We start from the raw sequence: 20,304 nt of genomic DNA on the forward strand, positions 1-20,304 counted from the left end.
GGTCGGCCAGACCACATCGCATCCCAGGCGGCCGGTCAGGCGTCCACGGTGGACATGCCGCGCAGGGTCACCGCTCGTACCCTGAAGTGGCGCGAAGGTTCATGTCCACAGGGGTTCGGCTCGCCCGGTACGCAGTGCTCGAGATTCCTGTCCGGCAGCCGGTGGAGCGGCGGGAGGTTGCCCCATGAGCAGGCGCTGGACCGCGCGTCTGGCCCTGGCGGCGGGCGCAGCGGCGCTTCTGGTGCTGGTGGTCTTCGCCGGGCTCGGAAGCCTCGTGCTCATGGGGGTGGGGTGGGCAGGACTGGCGCTCACGGCGGCCGGCGTGTGGTGGATGCTCACCCACACCGGCTGGATCAGGGTGCTGGCCGCGCTGCTGGTGGTCGCCGCGCCGCTCGGTGTCCTGTTTCTGTACACGGCTGCCGGGCTGCTGTGGGTCGTACTGGTCTCGCTCGGCCTCTGGGCGCTGGCCGTTTCCGCAGGCAGGGCCGCACTTGTCGAAGACACCCCGCCAAGCATGCCGGAGCGCTCCGTCAGCCGGGCCGAGCGACCGTTCCTGATCATGAATCCGCTCTCGGGCGGCGGAAAGGTCGAGAAGTTCCACCTGGCGGAGCGAGCCAGAGCCCTTGGTGCCGAGGTCGTCGTGCTGGATCCGGCCCAGCGGCAGGATGTGGCCGAGCTGGCGCGGCGGGCCGTCCAGGGTGGAGCCGACCTGCTCGGCGTCGCGGGTGGTGACGGTACGCAGGCCTCGGTTGCCGCTGTGGCTGCAGAGCACGACATTCCCTTCATGGTGATCAGTGCCGGCACCCGCAACCACTTCGCCATGGATCTGGGCCTGGACCGGCAGGATCCCTCCAGATGTCTGGAGGCACTGACCGACGGCGTCGAACTGCGCATCGACCTCGGCTACCTCCATGCGGGAGAGCCTGTGGACGTAAGTGCGGGGCGGGTCTTCATCAACAACGCCTCGTTCGGCGTGTACGCGGAAGTCGTGCAGAGTCCCGCCTATCGCGACGACAAGGCCCGCACCACCCTGGAGATGCTGCCGGATCTGCTGACTCACCACAGCGGCGCGCGGCTGAGTGTCCGTGCCGGTTCGCCGACCATGGACGGTCCCCAGGCCGTACTGGTGAGCAACAACCCCTATGAGAGGGGCGACTCGGCGGGACTGGGGCGCCGAGAGCGACTGGACTCCGGCGAGCTGGGGGTGCTTTGTGTCGGCGTCGGTAACGCCGCCGAAGCGACGGAGCTCCTGCTGCGTGGCGGGCAGGGCCGCGGGCTGACCGCGGCCACCGCCCGAGAGGTCGTCGTCGACGCCGACACTCCCCTCATCCCGGTCGGTGTCGACGGCGAGGCCCTGATGTTGGCCACCCCGGTGCACTGTCGCCTCGCGGCCGGTGCTCTGCGCGTGCGCGTGCCCCGGCACCGCCCCGGCGCGCCGCACGCCGCCCCGCCGATGGACTGGCGCCGGGTGCGGTGTCTGGCGCTGACGATGGGGCGGGCCGCGGCAGGACGCGGTGCCGCCTGAGCGAACGGCAGGTGTCGGCCCGGCGGGTGTACGGCGTGCGGTACGCGTACGGGTACGCCCGGGTCTGTTGTCCGGGGGACCACCGGATTTTCCCGCACCCGGAGGGCGGTCACAGTTCGTTGGTGGGCGGAGGAGCAGCGGCGTCGGGCTTGGGCTGGGCGGGCTGTTCGACCCCGGGACGTCGGCCAGGGACAGATGGGGGTACCTCCCAAGGCCGCGTAGGGGGAGGGCGGGTAGGGGAACAACCCCGCCGCGGGCCCCCCGCTCAGCCGCCCAGAACCTTCGCCTCCAACTCCGCCGCCAGCCCCACCACCGGACGGTCCCCCCGCTGCGGCGGAATCCCCCCGATGGACTCCAGCCAGCCCCACGTGTCCGTCACCGTCGATGCGACCGGGCGGCAACTCAGGCCCGCCGCAAGGGCCTTGTCGACGTTCACGCCGTGGATCGCGCTGTGGAGCTCCGGCTGTTCCGCCCGCGGGATCCAGATCGGCAGGTCCGTCCAGGGCTCGATGCCCGCCGCCAGGATCGTCTCCGGCGGCGTCCAGCGGAGCTCCGCCGACGAGCCCGTGGCCCGCCCGCACGCCTCCAGCAGGTCGCCCATCGTCGTGTGCCCCGGCTCACTCACCACGTTGTACGGGCCGCTCAGGCCCCGCTCCGCCGCCTGTACGACCCACTCGGCGAGGTCGCGTACGTCGATGTACTGCAGCGGCGTGCCCCGCGGACCCGGCGCGAGCACAGCGCCGCCGCGGGCGATCCGCCGCAGCCACCACGGCAGGCGGCCGATGTTCTCCCAGGGGCCGATGATCAGGCCCGCGCGCACCAGCAGCGCGCGCTCGTCGCCGAACGCGTCGAGCGCGGCCAACTCGCCGCCCCGCTTGGCCTGCGGGTACGGCACCTCGCCCGCGTCGGGCGAGCCTTCCACCACCGGGCTGGTCTCGTCGTGGCCGAGCGCCGGGGGCCAGGCGTACACGGAACAGCTCGACACATAGACGTAGCGGCCGACCCGACCCGCCAACAGCCGCGCCGCGTCCCGTACGACGGACGGCGCGGCCGACCAGGTGTCGACGACGACGTCCCACTCCCCGTCGGCCAGCGCCGCAAGCCCGTCGGGCGCGGTCCGGTCACCGAGCAGCGTGGTGACGCCGGCCGGCGCCTCGTGCCGTCCGCGGTGGAAGACCGTGACCTCCCAGCCTCGCCCCAGTGCCGACTCGACAACCGCACGGCCGACGAACTCCGTGCCCCCCAGAATCAGAAGTCTCATGACAGCGACTCTGCCCGGTGGGGAGGGGCCAGGCACGCGATTCCGCTGCCCGCTGAAGGGGCCTACTCCCGCAACCACCGCGCGAGATGGCAACATGTGCGGACCATGACAGATGCCCGGTCGCCGATACGCGCCTTTCGGGCCGCGCTTTTCGCGGCGGTGTGCATCGCGTTGGCCGCCATGGGGCATTCGTTGACGTCTGCCCATGACATCCCCATCCCCGCGCTGCTTACGGCCTTCGCGGCGACCTCGGCGCTCGGCTGGCTCGCCGGAGGGCGACGCCGCGGCGTCCCCGCCATCGGCACCGGCCTCCTCGCCGTACAGGGCGCCCTGCACCTGGTCTTCTCCGGAGCCGGCGGACCCCCGTCCCGGCACCACCATCACGCCGAGCCCGTCACCACAGCCATGGAAACCATGGACGCGGACGCCGGCATGCTCGCCGCCCACTTCGTCGCGGCCGCCGTCTGCGCGCTGTGGCTGGCCCGCGGCGAGGCGGCCTTCTTCCGGCTCGCCCACGCCGTCGGGCATCTCGCCTTCACCCCGCTGCGCCTGCTGCTCACCGTCGTACGGCTGCCCGCAGCCCCACGTCCGGTCCCGCAGAGCCCGCGGCCCCGGCGCCTGCATGGCGTTCACCTCACGCACGCGCTGACCCGGCGCGGCCCGCCCGCGTTCGCCGCACCCCTCGCCACGGCCCCCGGAGCAGCCGCCTGACCTGGGGCCTGTCCCCATGTCAGCGTCAACTCCCAAGGACCACCATGGCCATTGACGTCCCCACCCAGACCGACGAATCCGAGACAGCGCCGCCACGAGGCTCCATCTGGAGCGCACTGCGGCCCCTCGTCCTGCGTGTCCACTTCTACGCGGGGCTGCTCATCGCGCCCCTGCTGCTCGTCGCCGCGACCAGCGGCCTGCTCTACTCTCTCTCCTTCCAGGCCGAGAAGATCCTCTACAGCGATGAGCTGACAGTCCCCGTCGGCGACCGCGCCGTCCCGCTCTCCGCCCAGGTCGACGCCGCCCGCAAAATCCGCCCCGACGGCACGGTGACCGCCGTCTGGCCCTCGTACGAGGACGGCGCGACCACCCGTGTACTGATGACCACCCCCGACGTCGAGGAGGGCAGGTCCCTCGCCGTCTTCGTCGACCCGTACACCGCCGACGTACGCGGCGAACTGACCTCCTACGGCAGCTCCGGCGCCCTCCCGCTGCGCACCTGGCTCGACGAGCTCCACCGCGATCTGCACCTGGGCGACCTCGGCCGCAACTACAGCGAAATGGCCGCCAGTTGGCTCTGGGTCGTCGCACTCGGCGGCCTGCTGCTCTGGCTCGGCCGCCGGCGTACCGCGAAGCGCGCCCTGTTCGTCCCCGAACGCGGCGTCAAGGGCCGCCGCAGGACGCTCTCCTGGCACGGCTCGGTCGGCCTGTGGGCGGTGACCGGACTCGTTCTGCTCTCCGCCACCGGACTGACCTGGTCGCGGTACGCGGGCGAGAACATCGGCGCGGTCCAGGACCAGCTCGGCGGGGCCACACCCACCGTCTCCGCGACCCTCGAAGGCGGCGCCCACGATGGCCACGGCAGCGGACAAACAGGAGCCCACCAGGGCGCCGACGTCGGCGTGGACAAGGCCCTCGCAGCGGCCCGCGCCGCCGGCATCGACGGAAAGCTGTCGGTCGTCCTGCCGGCCGAGGGCAGCGGCTACATCGTCAAGGAGACCGACACCAAGTTCCCGGTCCATCTGGACTCGGTGGCGGTCGACCCGAAGGACGGCAAGGTCATCGACGAACTACGGTTCGCCGACTACCCGCTGCTCGCCAAGCTGACCCGCTTCGGCATCGACGCCCACACCGGCGTCTTCCTCGGCCTGGCCAACCAGCTGGCCCTGGCCGCGCTCGCACTGGCCCTGATCCTGCTGATCCTGTGGGGCTACCGGATGTGGTGGTTGCGCAGGCCCACGAAGGACCGGAAGCTGAGCGCGGGCCGCGCCATCCCGCGCGGCGCGTGGCGCAAGGTGCCGATCACCATGCTCCTGCCGCTCGCCGCCGTGACCGCGGCGATCGGCTGGTTCGTCCCGATGCTGGGCATCAGCCTGCTGGTCTTCCTGGTGGCCGACCTCGCGTTCGCGGGCGTGACGAGGGCCCGGGCCCGCGCGTAGCGGAAACCGGGCCCACGCTCAGCTCACGGAGCGTACTTGTAGCCGACCCGCCGCACGGTCTGGATCGTGCGGCGGTGCTCGGCGCCAAGCTTGCGGCGCAGCCGGGCCACATGGACGTCGACCGTCCGGCCGTCGCCCACATGCCCGTAGCCCCACACGGTGGTCACCAACTGGTCGCGGGTGTGCACCCGTTGGGGGTGCGCCACCAGGTGCGCCAGCAGCTCGAACTCGAGATACGTCAGGTCCAGCGTCCGCCCGTCCACGTGGGCGGTGCGCCGGACGCTGTCGATCGTCACCGGACCCGCACCCTGCGCTCCGTCGGCGGGAGCTGCCGACGGCACCAGCGGGGGCCGCTGCTGATCGGCGGGTACGAGGACGAGGTAGCCGACCATCGGCGGCTGCCCCGGCAGGGTGGGCAGGGTGTGCTGGGGCGCGGGCAGCCAGGTGGCCCCCGGCGGCAGGAAGTCCGCCACATCGACGAGGCTGCCCGGCGCGACGACTTCGTCGCGGTCGACGGCACGCAGCCGGTGGCGGCCCGGATTCACGGGTTTGGGGTTGGCGGTGGTCGCAGCGGATACGGCGGAGAAGGTACGGGAGTTCGCCATGAGGGCTCAGCTCTTTCGCGCGGAGGAGTCGTCGAGTCGGTAGGACCGACGTACGTCGTGCGCGCTGGCCGAAGACCGGGGTGAGCGGCTTTAGAGGGCCTGCGCGTTCACCGCGCGGCAACACACCCGGTCGAAGTCATGGTGCTGCCGGGACGGCCAGAACGGCTCAAGGTCGGTGCGACCTGTCGCGATGTGCTTGAAGCTGGCCATGCCCCTATTGAAGCAGATGGCATCGTGGGGCAGCAGTGGCCTTTCGCACGTTGCTGTGTCGTTGCGGGGGACAACTGCGCACCGTGCGCCGAAAGCCTGCCCAAGGGGCACCTGGCGGGACGCGCGCCGAAGGGCGCCCACCGGCAGGACCGGTGGGCGCCTTCTCGTACTCACTGTGCGGATCAGACCCGGGCGGGGATCAGACCTGGCCGGCCTTCTCCAGGGCGGTGCAGCAGGTGTCGACGAGCAGCCGCGTCACCACATACGGGTCGACGTTGGCGTTCGGACGGCGGTCCTCGATGTAGCCCTTGCCGTCCTGCTCGACCTGCCAGGGGATACGGACCGAGGCGCCGCGGTCGGAGACGCCGTAGCTGTACTCGTTCCACGGGGCGGTCTCGTGCAGGCCGGTCAGCCGGTCGTCGATGCCCGCGCCGTAGTTCTTGACGTGATCGAGCGGCTTGGAGCCCTCGCCCAGCGACTCGCAGGCGGTGATGATCGCGTCGTAGCCCTCGCGCATCGCCTTGGTCGAGAAGTTGGTGTGCGCGCCCGCGCCGTTCCAGTCGCCCTTGACCGGCTTGGGGTCGAGCGTCGCGGAGACCTCGAAGTCCTCGGCGGTGCGGTAGAGCAGCCAGCGCGCGACCCACAGCTGGTCGGAGACCTCCAGCGGGGCGAGCGGGCCGACCTGGAACTCCCACTGGCCGGGCATGACCTCGGCGTTGATGCCGGAGATGCCCAGGCCCGCCTTGAGGCAGTTCTCCAGGTGCGCCTCGACGACGTCACGGCCGAAGATCTCGTCCGCGCCGACGCCGCAGTAGTAGCCGCCCTGCGCGGCCGGGAAGCCGGCCTCGGGGAAGCCGAGGGGGCGGGCGCCCTTGAAAAACGTGTACTCCTGCTCGATGCCGAAAATCGGCTCCAGCGCGGCGAACTTCTCCGCCACCTCGGCGAGCGCGGCACGCGTGTTGGACTCGTGCGGGGTCAGGTCCGTGTTGAGGACCTCGCACATGACCAGTACGTCGCCGTCGCCGCCGCGGATCGGGTCGGGACAGGAGAAGACCGGCTTGAGCACGCGGTCCGAGGCGTGGCCCTTGGCCTGGTTGGTGCTGGATCCGTCGAAGCCCCAGATGGGCAGCTCGGCTCCGTCGTTGAGGATCTTCGTCTTCGAACGGAGCTTGGCGGTCGGCTCGGTGCCGTCAATCCAGATGTACTCAGCCTTGAAGGTCACGGGCCTCATCCTTTGCGGGTGCAGCGGTATGTCGCGCAGCATCGCAATTCGCGATTTCCTGACCGTTGCCCGTGTGTGAACCCCACGTTACGCCGGACCGGTGACGGTCTCGCCGGCGTCCATCCGCTCGACCCCCTGCTTGAGCGCGCGACCGCGAGCGAACGGGCGGAAGTCGCACCGGAGTGCCGCGGCCGGCTGACGAAAACGTAGCACCGGTGGCCTTGCGTCCCCCGGGATTTTTCGGCGGTCGGCACACTGGACTGCATGAAGAAGCCCGCAAAGCAGCTGCGTATCGGACTCCTCGGCGCCGGTCCCTGGGCGGAGCGCACCCAGGCTCCCGCCCTCGCCGCCCACCCGGACGTCGACTTCGCCGGGGTGTGGGCGAGGCGGCCCGAGGCGGCCGCCGCCCTGGCCGCCGCATACGGCGCGACGGCCTACTCCGGCGAGGACGGCGCCGACGCCCTCTTCGCCGCCTGTGACGCGGTCGCCTTCGCGCTGCCGCCGGACGTTCAGGCGCCGCTCGCGGCCAGGGCGGCCGCGGCGGGCTGCCACCTTCTGCTGGACAAGCCGGTCGCGACGAGCGTGGCGGCGGCGCGGGAGACGGCGCTGGCGGCGGAGCTCGCCGGGGTTGCCTCGGTGGTCTTCTGCACGCTGCGGTTCGCCGCGGAAACCGCGCCCTGGATCGCCGAACAGGCGGCGGTGGACGGCTGGTTCACGGCCCACGTGCAGTGGCTCGGCTCGCTGTTCGCGCCCGGCGCGGACAGTCCGTACGCCGCGTCGCCGTGGCGTCGTGAGAAGGGCGGGCTGTGGGATGTCGGCCCGCATGTGCTGTCCGTACTGATCCCGGTCCTGGGCGATGTGACGGCGGTGGCGGCGGCGCGAGGGCCCGTGGACACCGCGCATCTGGTGCTGCGGCACGAGTCGGGTGCGTCGAGCACGGCGACGCTGGGCCTGAGCGCGCCGGTGAAGGCGGCGGGCGCGAGCATCGAGCTCTTCGGCGATCGGGGCACGGTCGCGATGCCGCAGTGGAGCGACGCGGTGCGCTCGTTCGGCGCGGCGCTGGACGCGCTGCTGGAGTCGGCGCGTACGGGGCAGGCGCACGAGTGCGACGTGCGGTTCGGGTTGCGGCTGACCGAGATTCTCGGGGTGGCCGAGGCCGAGCTTCTGATGCGCGGGTAGCCGGGAGCCGGCTGGGACGGTGCCGTGCTCCTCCGCCGGCGGGAGGAGGAGCACGGCACCGTCCTGCTTTCGGCCATGGATCAGCCGACGCGCTCGATCCGCGCCTTGCGGATCAGGAACTTGCCGGGCTCGCGGACCTGCTCGAAGGCCGCGTTGTTCAGCAGGGCGCAACTGCCGGAGACGGAGGTGACCTTGACAGTCGTCGACTTGCTGTTGTCGAGGTTGGTCACCTTGAGGGTGGTGCCGACCGGGAACTGGCTGCTGGAGGCGGCGGGCGCGCCGCCCTCGCCGGACAGGGTCACGGTCGAGCCCGCGCAGACGACCTCGCCGCCGGCCCCCTGGTCGCCGCCCTGGTCGCCACCTTCAGCCGGGGGCTGCTCCTCGGCAGGCGGCTGTTCCTCCGCGGGCGGGGCGGCGGGCGGCTGCTCCTCGGCAGGGGGCTGCCCCTCGGCCGGAGGCTGCTCGGCGGGGGGAGCGGCCTCGCCTCCGCCCCCTCCGACCTCGCACCCCGAAGCCTCCTGCTGCCGCTTGATCTGCTCGATCACGGCCTGCCGGTTGGCGATCCGCGCCTCGGACTGCGCGTCCGGATTCGCACGCTGGCCGGCGATGAAATTCTCATTGTTCTGCAGGGCGGTGACCAGTCCGTCGCAGGCCACCGACGCCTGGCTGGTGCCGGTCATTGCCACTGCCGTACCGCCGATCGCGACGGCGGCGCCGACGAGCAGAGCGATCTTCTTCTTCGGGCTGAGGGTCTTCTTGCGGGACACGTGGGACTCCTGTCGGGTCGGTTCCGTGTGCCGTTACGTACGAGTAGGGATCCCGGCTTTCTCAGCCCTGCCACCTACAACATCCTTAACTTTTCTTAAGGCAGCGCGCGGCAGAGAGCGTCCGGCGCCCCGCCGTACCGGGTGGCGGCCCCTCTATCGCCGGGTCCTGGGCCTGATCGCGGTGCCGGTCGAATACCTGACGCACCGCCGGCTCGTACGCCGTGCCGCTGTGTGGCCTAGGACCGCCCGAGGGCGTCCCGTACGGCCTCATCCGTACGCGCCACCACAGCCGTACCGTCGTCAGCCGTGATGATCGGCCGCTGAATCAGCTTGGGGTGCTTGGCGAGGGCAGCCACCCACCGATCCCGCGAACCCTCGTCGCGCGCCCACTCCTTGAGCCCGAGCTCCTTCGCCACGGCTTCCTGCGTCCGCGCGATGTCCCACGGTTCCAGCCCGAGCCGCCCGAGGACGGCCCGGATCTCGTCCTCGCTCGGCACGTCTTCGAGGTAGCGCCGGACGGTGTAGGCGGCGCCGTCCTCGTCGAGCAGATCGATGGCGCTGCGGCACTTGGAACAGGCGGGGTTGATCCAGATCTCCATACCGTCACCGTACCGCTCGCGCGCCCCTCAAACACCCCCTGGCCAGGGACGATTGTCAGTGGTGGCCGGTAGAATGAACAGTAGTTCGGGATGGTCCCGCCACCGCGCCAGGAGGTTGCCGATGGCCGTTGCCACACTCATGACGAAGCCCGTGTACCAGCCGCTGAAGAAGAAGCCGCTCCCGGCCGGACAGCCGCGCGAGTGGTACGTCTCGCACAACCGCCGACTGAAGGCCATGCGCCTCGCGATCGCCCTGCTCGACTCGGGCGTCTACCACCCGGCCACGGCCGACAATCGCAAGATACGAGCGACGGCGGAGAGCATCGGGATCCACCCGCCGTCGGACACGACGTGCCGGATGGTGCGGGCACTGATCCGATACGGCCGCTGAGCGCAACGTCCCGCCGCCGCCACCTCAGGTGGCGGCGGCGGGACGCATGCGCGCGGCCTTATCGGCCTGTTGGCGACGCGGCTTTGCGGTCCCTCGTAACAAGCTGAGGGTCCCCGGTAACAACCCGGGCGAGCCACGGTGCGGTTGGTGAGAAATGGGGCATTCTGACCCCACTCGCTTCAAGCCGCCCCGGGGGGCAGACATGTCACACCCGCATCGCACCACCCTCCGTACCCTTCGTAGATTCCTCGTCCTCGCGGCCGTCGGCGTGCTGAGCGCCGCCACCACGCTCGCCTCCGCCCCGCCTGCCGCGGCCGAACCGGCCACGGCGGTCCCCTATCCCGTGGGAGCGAGCGCGACCCGTTACTCGGGGCTCGCCTTCGACACCTGTACGGCACCGCCGCTGACGGCGATGCAGGCGTGGGCCGCGTCCCCGTACCGCGCCGTCGGTGTGTACATCGGGGGCGTCAACCGCACCTGCGCCCAGCCGCAACTGACCGCGTCGTGGGTCGCCTCCGTGTCGAAGATGAAGTGGCGTCTGCTGCCCATTTACAAGGGCCTGCAACCGCCCTGTGGCGGCAGGCCCACCGACGCCAAGATCAGCTCGGACGCGGCGACCGCCAGGTCCCAGGGCGCGGAGGCGGCCGCCGACGCCATCGCCAAGGCCAAGGCGCTCGGCATGCGGCCCGGCAGCGCCTTCTACAACGACATCGAGAACTACGTCCAGACGGACGCCACATGCCGGACCGCCGTGCTGTCGTACGTCTCCGCCTGGACGAAAGAGCTGCACCGGCTGGGCTATGTCTCGGGCGTCTACATGAACCTCAACCTCGGGTCGAAGCAGCTCTCCGACGTCTACACGTCCACCGCCTACGCCCGCCCCGACGCGCTGTGGATCGCCCGCTACGACGGAGTCGACTCGCTGACGGGCTGGACCAACATCGCCGACTCCAAGTGGGCCGCCCACCAGCGGGCCAAGCAGTTCAAGGGCAGCCACAACGAGACCTACGGCGGCGTCACCCTCAACATCGACAGCGACAGGCTCGACACCCCGGTCGCCACCGTTGCGTACACGTACACGGCGAAGAGTTCCACCATGCTCAACGCCCGCACCGGTCCCTCGACCGGCTACCCCGCCGCCAAGTCCTACGCGCCCAATTCCTCCATCGAGGTGGTGTGCCAGGCGCCCGGTTCCACCGTGGGCAGCACCCGCGTATGGGACAAGCTCTCCGATGGCACGTACGTCACGGACTACTACGTCAGCACCCCGTCCAAGGCCACCTACAGCGCTCCGCTGCCGCGCTGCACGTACCCGTACCAGACCACTGCCCCCGGCGGCGTCACCGAGCGCAGCGGCCCCGGCACCTCGTACACCGCGCTGGGGAAGTCGCCCAACGGGTCCCTGGCGTGGGTGTACTGCCAGCGGGCCGGCTCGGCGGTCGGTACCACCAAGATCTGGGACAGGATGGACAACGGCCGCTATGTCTCCGACTACTACGTGGCCACCCCGAGCAAGACGACCTACAGCAAGCCCGCTCCGCGCTGCTGACGGAACGCGACGCGGCCGGCGCTCATCCGCGCCGGCCGCGTGAGGGTGTTCAGATCCGGGCGCTGAGGCGCGCCTTCGCGGCCGGCCACTCCTCGGCGAGGATCGAGAAGTAGACGCTGTCCCGCCAAGTGCCGTCCGGCCGCTGCTTGTGGCGGCGAAGTACACCTTCCCGCTGCGCTCCCAGACGGGCGATGGCGGCCTGAGACCTCTCGTTCATGTGGTCGGTCTTCAACTGCACACGCCCCATGCCCAGTTCCTCGAAGGCGTGGCCGAGCAACAGCAGCTTCGTCTCGGTGTTGACCGCCGTGCGCCAGGACGCGCGGCCGTACCAGGTCCAGCCGATCTCCAGCCGCTCGTTCTCCGGAGCGATGTCCATGTACGTCGTCCAGCCGACGGCACTGCCCGTCGCGCGATGAATCACAGCGAACGGTATGTACACGCCCTGCTCGGCAGCGGCAAGCAGCGCAGCGAGCTTGAACCCGAGTTCCTCCTGCGTGCGCGGCGTCGGTCCGCCCTGCCAGCGCCAGACCTCGTCGTCCGAGCCCCCCGCGGTGAAGAGGTCTCCGAGATGATCCGTCGTCAAGGGTTCCAGGCGCACGTGACGGCCGGTGAGCGTCACGGGAAGCGGTGTCTTGGCAGGCATGGCCCGAAGAATAGCTTCCTTCTGTACTAGTTTCAATTCGTTTCTGCACTAGTGCAAAAGCGGCCCCTCCTCGCGACTCGAGTGTGGCGCGTTTACACAGTGTGAAGTGTCACAGACAACTCGGCGGCGCTGTGGGAGCTTCAACTCTGCTAGCCCTCAGTTGAGTTGATGACGAGTGAGTTGATGAACGAGCCGAGGGTCCGGGGCATCGCGCTCGGGACGGTCTGCCCGCATGTGGAGAGGATCGAAATGAGCACTTTGGAAGCCATGGCGATCGACCAGGTGGTCGACACGGCCCGGTATCCCCTGTCCGAACTCGAGAGCGCCGAGGGGCAGGCGGTGATTTCCCGCGCCCGGCGCGAACTACTGACGCTCGGCTGCACCGTGCTGCCGGACTTCATCCGTCCGTCGCTCCGGGATGTCCTGCGGCAGGAGTGCTCGGCCATCGCCCCCCGGGCACACTTCGACGTCGAGACGGTCAACGTCTACAACATCGCGGTGGACTCGGCCCTGCCGCAGGACCACCCCGGCCGCAGGACCTTCGAGCGGGGCAACGCGTTTGTCGCGCGGGACCGCATCCCCGAAGGCTCCCTCATCAGCCGGCTCTACTCCCACCAGGTCTTCCAGCGCTTCGTCGCCGACTGCTTCCAACTTCCGCAGCTGCACGAGTTGGCGGACCCGCTCTCCGGGCTGGTTCTCAACGTCGTGGCGCCGGGCATGGAGCACCCCTGGCATTTCGACACCAACGAGTTCACGGTGAGCATGCTCACCCAGGAAGCGCAGGCCGGCGGAGTCTTCGAGTACTGCCCGAACATCAGGTCCGCGCACGACGAGAGCTTCGACGATGTACGGGACGTACTGGACGGCCGGGGCGAGCGGATGACCCGGCGCCTCCCTCTGCAACCCGGTGACCTGCAGCTGTTCAAGGGCCGCTACTCGCTGCACCGGGTGAGCCCCGTGCAGGGCGAGGCCGCGCGCCACTCCGCGATATTCGCCTACAGCGAGCGCCCCGGAGTCATCGGCAGCGTGGCACGGACGCAACAGCTCTTCGGCCGGGTACTGCCCGAGCATCTGGCGGCCGAGGGCCAAGCCGTCCGGGGCGATCAACTGCTGGATTAGGGGGCGGCGAGGACGTGCGCGCGGCGGGGACGTGCGCGCTCGACCACAGTCGTCGTAGGCCGTTGCCCCACTCTGCGATCCATGGAGGAGTAACCCTGTGCGTTTCGACGCGACCGGAAAAGTCTCGCTCGACCACATCTACACCCAGCCCGATCCGCGCAGCTATTTCAGTGTGCTGCGCCCGCTCGGCTACTGCGTACCGCAACAGGCCAAGCCCTACTTCGCGAAGCTCATCAAGGAGTACCGGGAGTCCCAGCACGTCGCGGCGCCGAAGGTGCTGGACATCGGGTGCTCGTACGGGATCAACGCCGCCCTGCTGAAGTACGACGCGACCATGGACGAGCTGTACGGGCGCTACTGCGCCGAGGATCGCGAGGGGGACAGCCGCGAAGCCCTGCTGGCCCGCGACCGGGAGCTGTCCCGGTCGCGTCAACCCGCGCAGCGCATCCGGTTCGTCGGCCTCGACAACTCGAGCAGTGCGCTGACCTACGCGCTCGAGGCCGGGTTCCTCGACGACGCGGTGCACGCCGACCTGGAGGCGCACGAGCCGACCCCGCGGCAGCGCGAGCAGTTGGCCGGGACGGACCTGGTGATCTCGACGGGCTGCCTCGGCTACGTCACCGAGCGGACCCTCACGCGCGTCGTCCACGCCCAGGACGGCCGCCAGCCCTGGATGGCGCACTTCGTGCTGCGGATGTTTCCTTTCGACCCGATCGAGCGCGCGCTGGCGGGGCTGGGGTACCGGACGACCCGTGTAGAAGAGGTTTTCAAGCAGCGGCGGTTCGCGTCCCCGGAGGAGCAGACACTCGTACTGGACAGGATGTCGGCCGCAGGGGTGGATGCGCGGGGCCTGGAAGCGGAAGGCTGGCTCTACGCACAGCTCTACCTCTCCCGGCCGCAGGACCCATCAGGCCCCGAGACCGGGGGCCTCGCCGCCCGCGAGGAAACCACCACAGTTCCCCACGAACCGAAACGAGAGCAGAATTGAACACCAGCCAGCCATCGGCAGACATGACGACCTTCGCCCAGGAGGACAGCCTGCCGCGCGTACCGCTGCCTACGCTGGAGGCAAGCTGCGAGAGGTTCCTCGCCTGGTGCGAGCCGCTGCTGACCGCCGACGAACGGGCGGCCACCGAGGCAGAGGTGACCGCCTTCCTCCGGCCTGACGGCCCCGGCCGGGTGCTGCAGGCGGCGCTGGAGGAGTACGACGCCACGGAGGGCGTGCGCAGCTGGCTCGACACCTTCTGGCCCTACCGCTACCTGGGCCGCCGGGACCGGATCGCGCTCAACGCCAACTTCTTCTTCCTGTACAAGGACTCCGACCAGCCGCAGGTCGAGCGGGCGGCCGGGCTCATCGCCGGTGCCGTCAACTACAAGCGGCAGCTCGACCAGGGGCTGATCCCGCCGGTGGTGCAGCGCGGAGTGCCCCAGTCGATGGTGCAGAACAAATTCCTGTTCTCCGCCACCCGGATCCCCGGCGCGCAGCAGGACACCGTCCGCGCGCCCTACTCCGCCCAGTCGCCCGGCCCGTCCACGGCCCGGCACATCGTGGTGTTCTTCCGGGGCAGCATGTTCCGGCTGGACGTGCTCGGCGCCGACGGCGCCCCGCACAGCCTGGACGACCTCGAGGCGGGGCTGCACGCCGTCATGAAGGCCGGTGCCGAGCCGGCCGCCGTGGACACCTCGGTGGGCCACCTCACCACCATGGCCCGCGCGGAATGGGCGGCCGCCAGGGAGTCGCTGATCGCCTGCCACCCGCGCAACGCGGACGCGCTGGAGGACATCGAGACCGCGCTGTTCTGCGTCGCTCTGGAGGACTTCGCGCCCGCGGACACCCAGGAGGCGTGCGACGAGCTGCTGTACGGCGACCGCGGCAACCGGTGGTTCGACAAGGCCCTGTCCTTCATCGTCTTCGCCGACGGCCGGGCGGGGATCAATGTGGAGCACTGCGAGCTGGACGGAACGACCATCCTCAGCTTCACCGACGCCCTGCTGACCACCCCGGCCGAGGAGCACTCCAGCCAGTCCGGAGCCCGCTCCCAGGGGCTGCCGGCGCTGGAGCCGGTCGTGTTCGAACTGGACGGCGACCTGCGAGCCCAGGTGCGCTCCGCCGCCGACGCGTTCGCCGTGTTCGGGAACAACACCGCCACCACCACAGTGTCGTTCGCGGACTTCGGCAGTAATGCGGCCAAGGCGCTCGGGGTTTCGCCGGACGCGTTCGTCCAGCTCGCCTATCAGCTCGCCCACCAGCGTGCCAAGGGGCACCTGGGCGCCACGTATGAGTCGATCGCCACCCGGCAGTACCGGCTCGGGCGGACCGAGGCGATGCGCGTCGTCACCCCCGGGATCCGCGATTTCGTCGAGGTGATGGAGGACCCGGCAACGGACAAGGCCACCCGGCGCGCCGCGTTCCGGGCGGCCGCCGAGCAGCATGTGGCCCGAGCGAAGGAGTGCCAGCTCGGGCAGGCGCCCGAGCAGCACCTGTGGGAGCTGGAGCTGATCCAGCGCCGGCGCGGGGCTGAGCTGGGAGTGACCGAGCAGCCGTCGCTGTACCGGACGCCGGGCTGGCTGACGATGCGGGACGACTACCTGAGCACCAGCTCCGCGCCGTCCGCCAACATCCAGTACTTCGGCTTCGGTTCGACCAGCAGCCGGTGCATCGGCATCGCCTATGTGCTGCTGCCCGACCGGTTCAACCTCTACCTGAGCACGCCGCTGGCGGTGGCCGACCAGATGCGGACATACGCCGAGCGGCTGCGGGAGGCGGTGGCCGAACTGCGGGAGCTGCTGGCGCCCGAGCGGTCCGGGGACTGACGGAGGGCCGGGAGGGCCGCCACCCTGTGTTGGGGTGGCGGCCCTTTCGGCATCAAGTGGGGCCTCAGGTGGTGCGCGAGGGAGATGGCGCTGACGAGTTTCAGCCCGTAGGAGATGGCGACGGCTGCATGTAAGCCCATGGGAGATCCTGCTGGGGATCCTCCTGGGCCGACGAAACCGCCGTACGTGGCGCGTCGCCGCCTCGCGAAGGGCTGTCCGTCCAAAGCGGACGATCAAGGGAAAGGGGAGTACCCACTCCTTTCCACTCTCAACGTATAGCGCACCGGGGGGCTTGCGGCAAGCCCCGGGTCGTGCCGCAGAATCGCTGGCCTAGGGCCAGGACCTGCGGAAATGGGAGATTCACAAAGTGCGTTTGTTGTTGTCGGTTCATGGGTCGTGCGGTGACGGCGAGCCGGTGGTGGGACCCGCGCTGCGGTCGCGGGCACTCGGCGCCGACGTGCGGGTGTGCGCGGCCGGACTTCGCGGGATCGACCTCGGATCGGAGTTGATGGCATGAACTACCTGACCACCAGCGCGTTCGACCTTCCCGACCACCTCTCCCTCAAGGCCGACCCGACGCTGATCGCCGGCGACGAGCAGCACTTCGCGGCCATCGCGGAGTGCCTCGAGCAGTCGATCGCCGAACTGTCCGACCGCCTCGAGGCCACGCGCAAGGCGCCCGGCGGCGCAGGCCAGCAGGCGATGGACCGGGACATGGAGATCCACCGCCTGACCGCTCGCCGGCGCACACTGCGGCGCTTCGGCCTGGACCTGTGCCTCGGACACATGGTCAGCGCGGACGACTCCGAGCCTGTGTACGTCGGACGGCTCGGCCTCACCGACAGCGCGGGCCGTCGGCTGCTGATCGACTGGCGCTCCCCCGCGGCTGAGCCGTTTTTCGGAGCCACCCACGCCAACCCGATGGGTCTGACAAGCCGCCGCAGATATCGCTGGACCCGCGGCCGGATCAGCGACTACTGGGACGAGGTGTTCACCCCGGACGGGTTTGCCGGGCACGCCGCGCTCGACGACCAGTCCGCCTTCATCGCCAGCCTGGGCAGCAACCGGTCGCCCCGGATGCGAGACGTGCTCGGCACCATCCAGGCCGACCAGGACGCCATCATCCGGGCGGGATCCCGCGGCGCTCTCGTCGTCGACGGCGGTCCGGGTACGGGCAAGACCGTCGTCGCGCTGCACCGCTCCGCCTACCTCCTCTACTCCGACCCTCACCTCGCACGCCGCCGGGGCGGCGTGCTGTTCGTCGGTCCGCACCGGCCCTACCTGGCGTACGTCGCCGACGTCCTCCCCAGCCTCGGCGAGGAGGGCGTGCAGACCTGCATCCTGCGTGACCTCGTCGCAGAGGGAGCCTCAGCAGCGAGCGAGACCGACCCGGACGTGGCCCTGCTGAAGTCGTCCGCGGACATGGTGAAGGCGATCGAGAAGGCCGTCAGGTTCTACGAGGAGCCGCCCACCAAGGGGATGACGGTCACGACCGACTGGTCCGACATCTGGCTGAGCGCCGACGAGTGGGCCGTGGCGTTCGAAGCACCAGGAGCAGGTACTCCGCACAACGAGGCACGCGACCAGATCTGGGAGGAACTGGTCACGATCCTGATGGACAAGCACGACGGCGACGTCCCGCCCGACCTGTTCCGCAAGTCGCTGCTGCGGGACAACGAGCTGGTCACGACCCTCAACAGTGCGTGGCCGATGCTCGAAGCGGCCGACCTCGTCGGAGACCTGTGGTCGGTACCCGCCTACCTGCGGATGTGTGCTCCCTGGCTCGGCCCCGACGACGTCCGCAAGCTGCGGCGCGCGGACGCCCAGGCATGGACGGTGTCCGACCTGCCGCTCCTGGACGCGGCACGGCAGCGGCTCGGCGACCCGGAGGCGTCGCGGCGCAAGCGTCGGCACGACGCCGCTGTCTCCGCCGAACGCGAGCGCAGGGCCGGCGTCATCGACAACCTGCTCGAGGCCGATGCCGACGGTGAGGGTGCGGTGACGATGCTGCGCGGACAGGACCTGAAGGACACCCTGATCGACGAGACCGCACTGCCCGGCACCGAACCGGACCTGCTCGCCGGGCCGTTCGCGCACGTCGTCGTCGACGAGGCGCAGGAACTGACCGACGCGGAGTGGCAGATGCTGCTGCTCCGCTGCCCGTCCCGGAGCTTCACCATCGTCGGGGACCGCGCCCAGGCCAGGCACGGGTTCACGGAGTCGTGGCAGGAACGGCTCGAGCGGATCGGACTCGACCGGATCAATCTGGCCTCCCTGAGCATCAACTACCGGACGCCGGAAGAGGTCATGGCGGAAGCCGAGCCGGTCATCCGAGCCGTGCTCCCGGACGCCAATGTGCCGACCTCCGTCCGCAGCAGCAACGTCCCCGTTGTACACGGATCTGTTTCGGATCTGGACTCGATACTCGACACCTGGCTCGTTGCGCATGCCGACGGGATCGCCTGCGTCATCGGCACTGGTGACATCGACGGTGGCACGTTCCGGGCGACGTCCCGCGTCCGGTCGCTGACCCCGGAGCTGTCGAAGGGGCTCGAGTTCGACCTGGTCGTCCTCATCGACCCAGAGGCGTTCGGCAAGGGAATCGAAGGAGCGGTCGACCGCTATGTCGCGATGACCCGAGCGACCCAGCAACTCGTCATCCTCACGAGCTCCTGACGTCGGCCAGGACAACGTGATCGCCGCCCGCCGTGGCGCCGATGACGATCCGGATGTGAGGGAGGTCGACGACCCGGCACGCCCGCCCGCAGGATGGCGAACTGTCGTTGCGCGCCTCGGTCCGAGCGGGCCGGTGGGGCGAACTGCGGGAGGCGCCGACGCCGGAGCGGTCCGGGACTGACCCAGAGCCGGTGAGGGCCGCCACCCCGCGTCGGGATGGCGGCCCTTGCGCGTGGCAGGCCGCTCAAGTCGCCGGGCCTGTGACCTGGGCCTACGATTCTCTTGGAGCTTTGTCCTCTCGTGACGGGAGCCGGCTCATGACGCGCTTGCACTCACGGCTGCGCAGGGGGGCGGCTGCCGCCATGGCGGCAGGGCTACTGGTCATCTTCGTGCCCGCGGAATCTGCGTACTCCCGAGCCACCCCAGAACCGACCGCATCATCCTCCGCCTTCCCGGAGCTCACTCCGGCTGTGGCCGCACAGTTGGACAAGTCAGTCACACAGGTCATGAGCGAAGCGAACGTGCCCGGCGTGACGGTTGGACTGTGGGCTCCCGGCAAGGGCAGTTACGTCCGCGCGTTCGGGGTCGCCGACAAGGCGACGGGCGCGCGCATGTCCACCGGCCTGAACATGCGGATCGGGAGCGAAACCAAGACGTTCACCGTGACCGCCCTGCTCACGCTGGTCGACGAGGGCAAAGTCAGCCTGGACGACCCGATCGGTAAGTATGTGGAGGGTGTCCCCAACGGAGACCGGATCACCCTGCGCGAGCTGGCGGGGATGCGCAGCGGACTCTTCAACTACACCATGGACCAGGCCTTCTTCAAGGCACTGACAACCGACCCCCGACGGCCCTTCGCACCGCAGGAGTTGCTCGGGTACTCCTTCAAGCACCCCGTGCAGTTCCAGCCCGGTGAGAAGTTCGAGTACTGCAACACCAACCTCATCCTCGTCGGCCTGGTGGTGGAGAAGGTCAGCGGTCAGCCCATCGCGGAGTACATCAAGCGGAACGTCCTCGAACCGGCGGGCCTGGAGCACACGCTCTTCCCGAAGGCCGCGGAGTTCCCGACGCCGCACGCCCACGGCTACACCGACCAGACGGCCACCGGCAAGGTCGAGGACGCGACGGACTGGAACCCCTCCTGGGCCTGGGCCGCCGGAGCCATGATCTCCGACCTGAACGATCTGCGTACCTGGGCCCACACCCTCGCCACCGGCACACTGCTCAGTCCCGCCACGCAGGCACAGCGCATGAAGATGTCCCCCAGCGGCCTGCCGGACACCGGTTACGGCCTGGGCATCTTCAACGTCGCGGGCTGGATCGGCCACAACGGCTCGCTGCCCGGCTACGAGTCCCTGGTCGTCTACCTGCCTGAGGCGAAGGCGACGCTGGTCGTGCTCCTCAACACGGACGTCAACTACAAGGGGTCTGAACCGAGCACTCTCTTCGGCCAGGCGATCACCCGCATCGTGACCCCGCAGCACATCTTCAAACTGCCCGCCCAGCCGGCGGGGCGGTGAGCCGGGCCGGCCATGGGAAGCAGGCTGCTGGTACCGACGAAAAAGGCCGTCCAAGTCGAGTCTTCCCGGACCAG

General features: G+C 70.0%; 17 protein-coding genes. 11 read left to right on the forward strand and 6 right to left on the reverse strand.

Features of this window, described 5'->3' with window-relative positions:
• Nucleotides 1–184: 184 nt before the first annotated feature.
• Nucleotides 185–1,525, forward strand: a complete 1,341-nt coding sequence (locus J7E87_RS30705) for a diacylglycerol kinase family protein (protein WP_215097875.1) — start codon at nucleotides 185–187, stop codon at nucleotides 1,523–1,525.
• Between the two features lie 265 nt (nucleotides 1,526–1,790).
• On the opposite strand, the gene J7E87_RS30710 is transcribed toward J7E87_RS30705, so the two are convergent.
• Nucleotides 1,791–2,786, reverse strand: coding sequence for an SDR family oxidoreductase (locus J7E87_RS30710; protein WP_215097876.1), 996 nt, complete (start codon nucleotides 2,784–2,786; stop codon nucleotides 1,791–1,793).
• A 192-nt stretch (nucleotides 2,787–2,978) separates the two neighbouring features.
• On the opposite strand from J7E87_RS30710, the gene J7E87_RS30715 reads away from it, so the two are divergent.
• On the forward strand, nucleotides 2,979–3,497 hold the full coding sequence (locus tag J7E87_RS30715; RefSeq protein WP_251018243.1) for a hypothetical protein: 519 nt from the start codon (nucleotides 2,979–2,981) through the stop codon (nucleotides 3,495–3,497).
• Nucleotides 3,498–3,541: 44 nt separating this feature from the next.
• Nucleotides 3,542–4,936 carry a PepSY domain-containing protein gene (locus J7E87_RS30720; protein ID WP_215097878.1) on the forward strand — a complete coding sequence of 465 codons (1,395 nt, stop codon included), beginning with the start codon at nucleotides 3,542–3,544 and terminating at the stop codon, nucleotides 4,934–4,936.
• A 23-nt stretch (nucleotides 4,937–4,959) separates the two neighbouring features.
• Here J7E87_RS30720 and J7E87_RS30725 read toward each other — a convergent pair whose 3' ends face one another.
• Both J7E87_RS30725 and glnII read right to left on the reverse strand, forming a co-directional pair.
• Nucleotides 4,960–5,541 carry a winged helix-turn-helix domain-containing protein gene (locus J7E87_RS30725; protein WP_215097879.1) on the reverse strand — a complete coding sequence of 194 codons (582 nt, stop codon included), beginning with the start codon at nucleotides 5,539–5,541 and terminating at the stop codon, nucleotides 4,960–4,962.
• Nucleotides 5,542–5,950: 409 nt separating this feature from the next.
• Nucleotides 5,951–6,973 carry a glutamine synthetase gene (gene glnII / locus J7E87_RS30730; protein WP_215097880.1) on the reverse strand — a complete coding sequence of 341 codons (1,023 nt, stop codon included), beginning with the start codon at nucleotides 6,971–6,973 and terminating at the stop codon, nucleotides 5,951–5,953.
• 264 nt (nucleotides 6,974–7,237) lie between these two features.
• Here glnII and J7E87_RS30735 point away from each other — a divergent pair, with 264 nt between their 5' ends.
• Nucleotides 7,238–8,152, forward strand: coding sequence for a Gfo/Idh/MocA family protein (locus tag J7E87_RS30735; protein ID WP_215097881.1), 915 nt, complete (start codon nucleotides 7,238–7,240; stop codon nucleotides 8,150–8,152).
• A gap of 80 nt (nucleotides 8,153–8,232) precedes the next feature.
• Here J7E87_RS30735 and J7E87_RS30740 read toward each other — a convergent pair whose 3' ends face one another.
• Nucleotides 8,233–8,919 (reverse strand): septal ring lytic transglycosylase RlpA family protein, encoded by a 687-nt coding sequence (locus J7E87_RS30740; protein WP_215097882.1) that lies wholly within the window; start codon nucleotides 8,917–8,919, stop codon nucleotides 8,233–8,235.
• 236 nt (nucleotides 8,920–9,155) lie between these two features.
• On the reverse strand, nucleotides 9,156–9,518 hold the full coding sequence (locus J7E87_RS30745; protein WP_215097883.1) for an arsenate reductase family protein: 363 nt from the start codon (nucleotides 9,516–9,518) through the stop codon (nucleotides 9,156–9,158).
• Nucleotides 9,519–9,639: 121 nt separating this feature from the next.
• Here J7E87_RS30745 and J7E87_RS30750 point away from each other — a divergent pair, with 121 nt between their 5' ends.
• Both J7E87_RS30750 and J7E87_RS30755 read left to right on the forward strand, forming a co-directional pair.
• Nucleotides 9,640–9,909: a hypothetical protein gene (locus J7E87_RS30750; protein WP_215097884.1), complete on the forward strand. Its 270-nt coding sequence runs from the start codon at nucleotides 9,640–9,642 to the stop codon at nucleotides 9,907–9,909.
• A 202-nt stretch (nucleotides 9,910–10,111) separates the two neighbouring features.
• A complete protein-coding gene (locus J7E87_RS30755) occupies nucleotides 10,112–11,458 on the forward strand; it encodes a glycoside hydrolase domain-containing protein (RefSeq protein WP_215097885.1) in 1,347 nt (448 codons plus the stop codon).
• A gap of 49 nt (nucleotides 11,459–11,507) precedes the next feature.
• Here J7E87_RS30755 and J7E87_RS30760 read toward each other — a convergent pair whose 3' ends face one another.
• Nucleotides 11,508–12,101: a GNAT family N-acetyltransferase gene (locus J7E87_RS30760; RefSeq protein ID WP_215097886.1), complete on the reverse strand. Its 594-nt coding sequence runs from the start codon at nucleotides 12,099–12,101 to the stop codon at nucleotides 11,508–11,510.
• 249 nt (nucleotides 12,102–12,350) lie between these two features.
• On the opposite strand from J7E87_RS30760, the gene J7E87_RS30765 reads away from it, so the two are divergent.
• The 5 genes from J7E87_RS30765 to J7E87_RS30785 all read left to right on the forward strand — a co-directional run bounded on the left by J7E87_RS30765 (nucleotide 12,351) and on the right by J7E87_RS30785 (nucleotide 20,230).
• Entirely contained in the window at nucleotides 12,351–13,220 is an 870-nt protein-coding gene (locus J7E87_RS30765) for an arpA protein (protein ID WP_215097887.1), read from the forward strand.
• A gap of 97 nt (nucleotides 13,221–13,317) precedes the next feature.
• Nucleotides 13,318–14,208, forward strand: a complete 891-nt coding sequence (locus tag J7E87_RS30770) for a class I SAM-dependent methyltransferase (RefSeq protein ID WP_308313136.1) — start codon at nucleotides 13,318–13,320, stop codon at nucleotides 14,206–14,208.
• Nucleotides 14,209–14,231: 23 nt separating this feature from the next.
• The gene (locus tag J7E87_RS30775) at nucleotides 14,232–16,034 is read left to right on the forward strand and encodes a choline/carnitine O-acyltransferase (RefSeq protein WP_215097888.1); all 1,803 of its coding nucleotides are present in this window, start codon (nucleotides 14,232–14,234) and stop codon (nucleotides 16,032–16,034) included.
• Between the two features lie 513 nt (nucleotides 16,035–16,547).
• Nucleotides 16,548–18,710, forward strand: a complete 2,163-nt coding sequence (helR, locus tag J7E87_RS30780) for an RNA polymerase recycling motor ATPase HelR (protein WP_215097889.1) — start codon at nucleotides 16,548–16,550, stop codon at nucleotides 18,708–18,710.
• A 317-nt stretch (nucleotides 18,711–19,027) separates the two neighbouring features.
• Nucleotides 19,028–20,230, forward strand: a complete 1,203-nt coding sequence (locus tag J7E87_RS30785; protein ID WP_215097890.1) for a serine hydrolase — start codon at nucleotides 19,028–19,030, stop codon at nucleotides 20,228–20,230.
• Nucleotides 20,231–20,304 lie beyond the last annotated feature (74 nt).

Source organism: Streptomyces sp. ISL-1, assembly GCF_018614585.1.
GTDB lineage: Bacteria > Actinomycetota > Actinomycetes > Streptomycetales > Streptomycetaceae > Streptomyces > Streptomyces maoxianensis.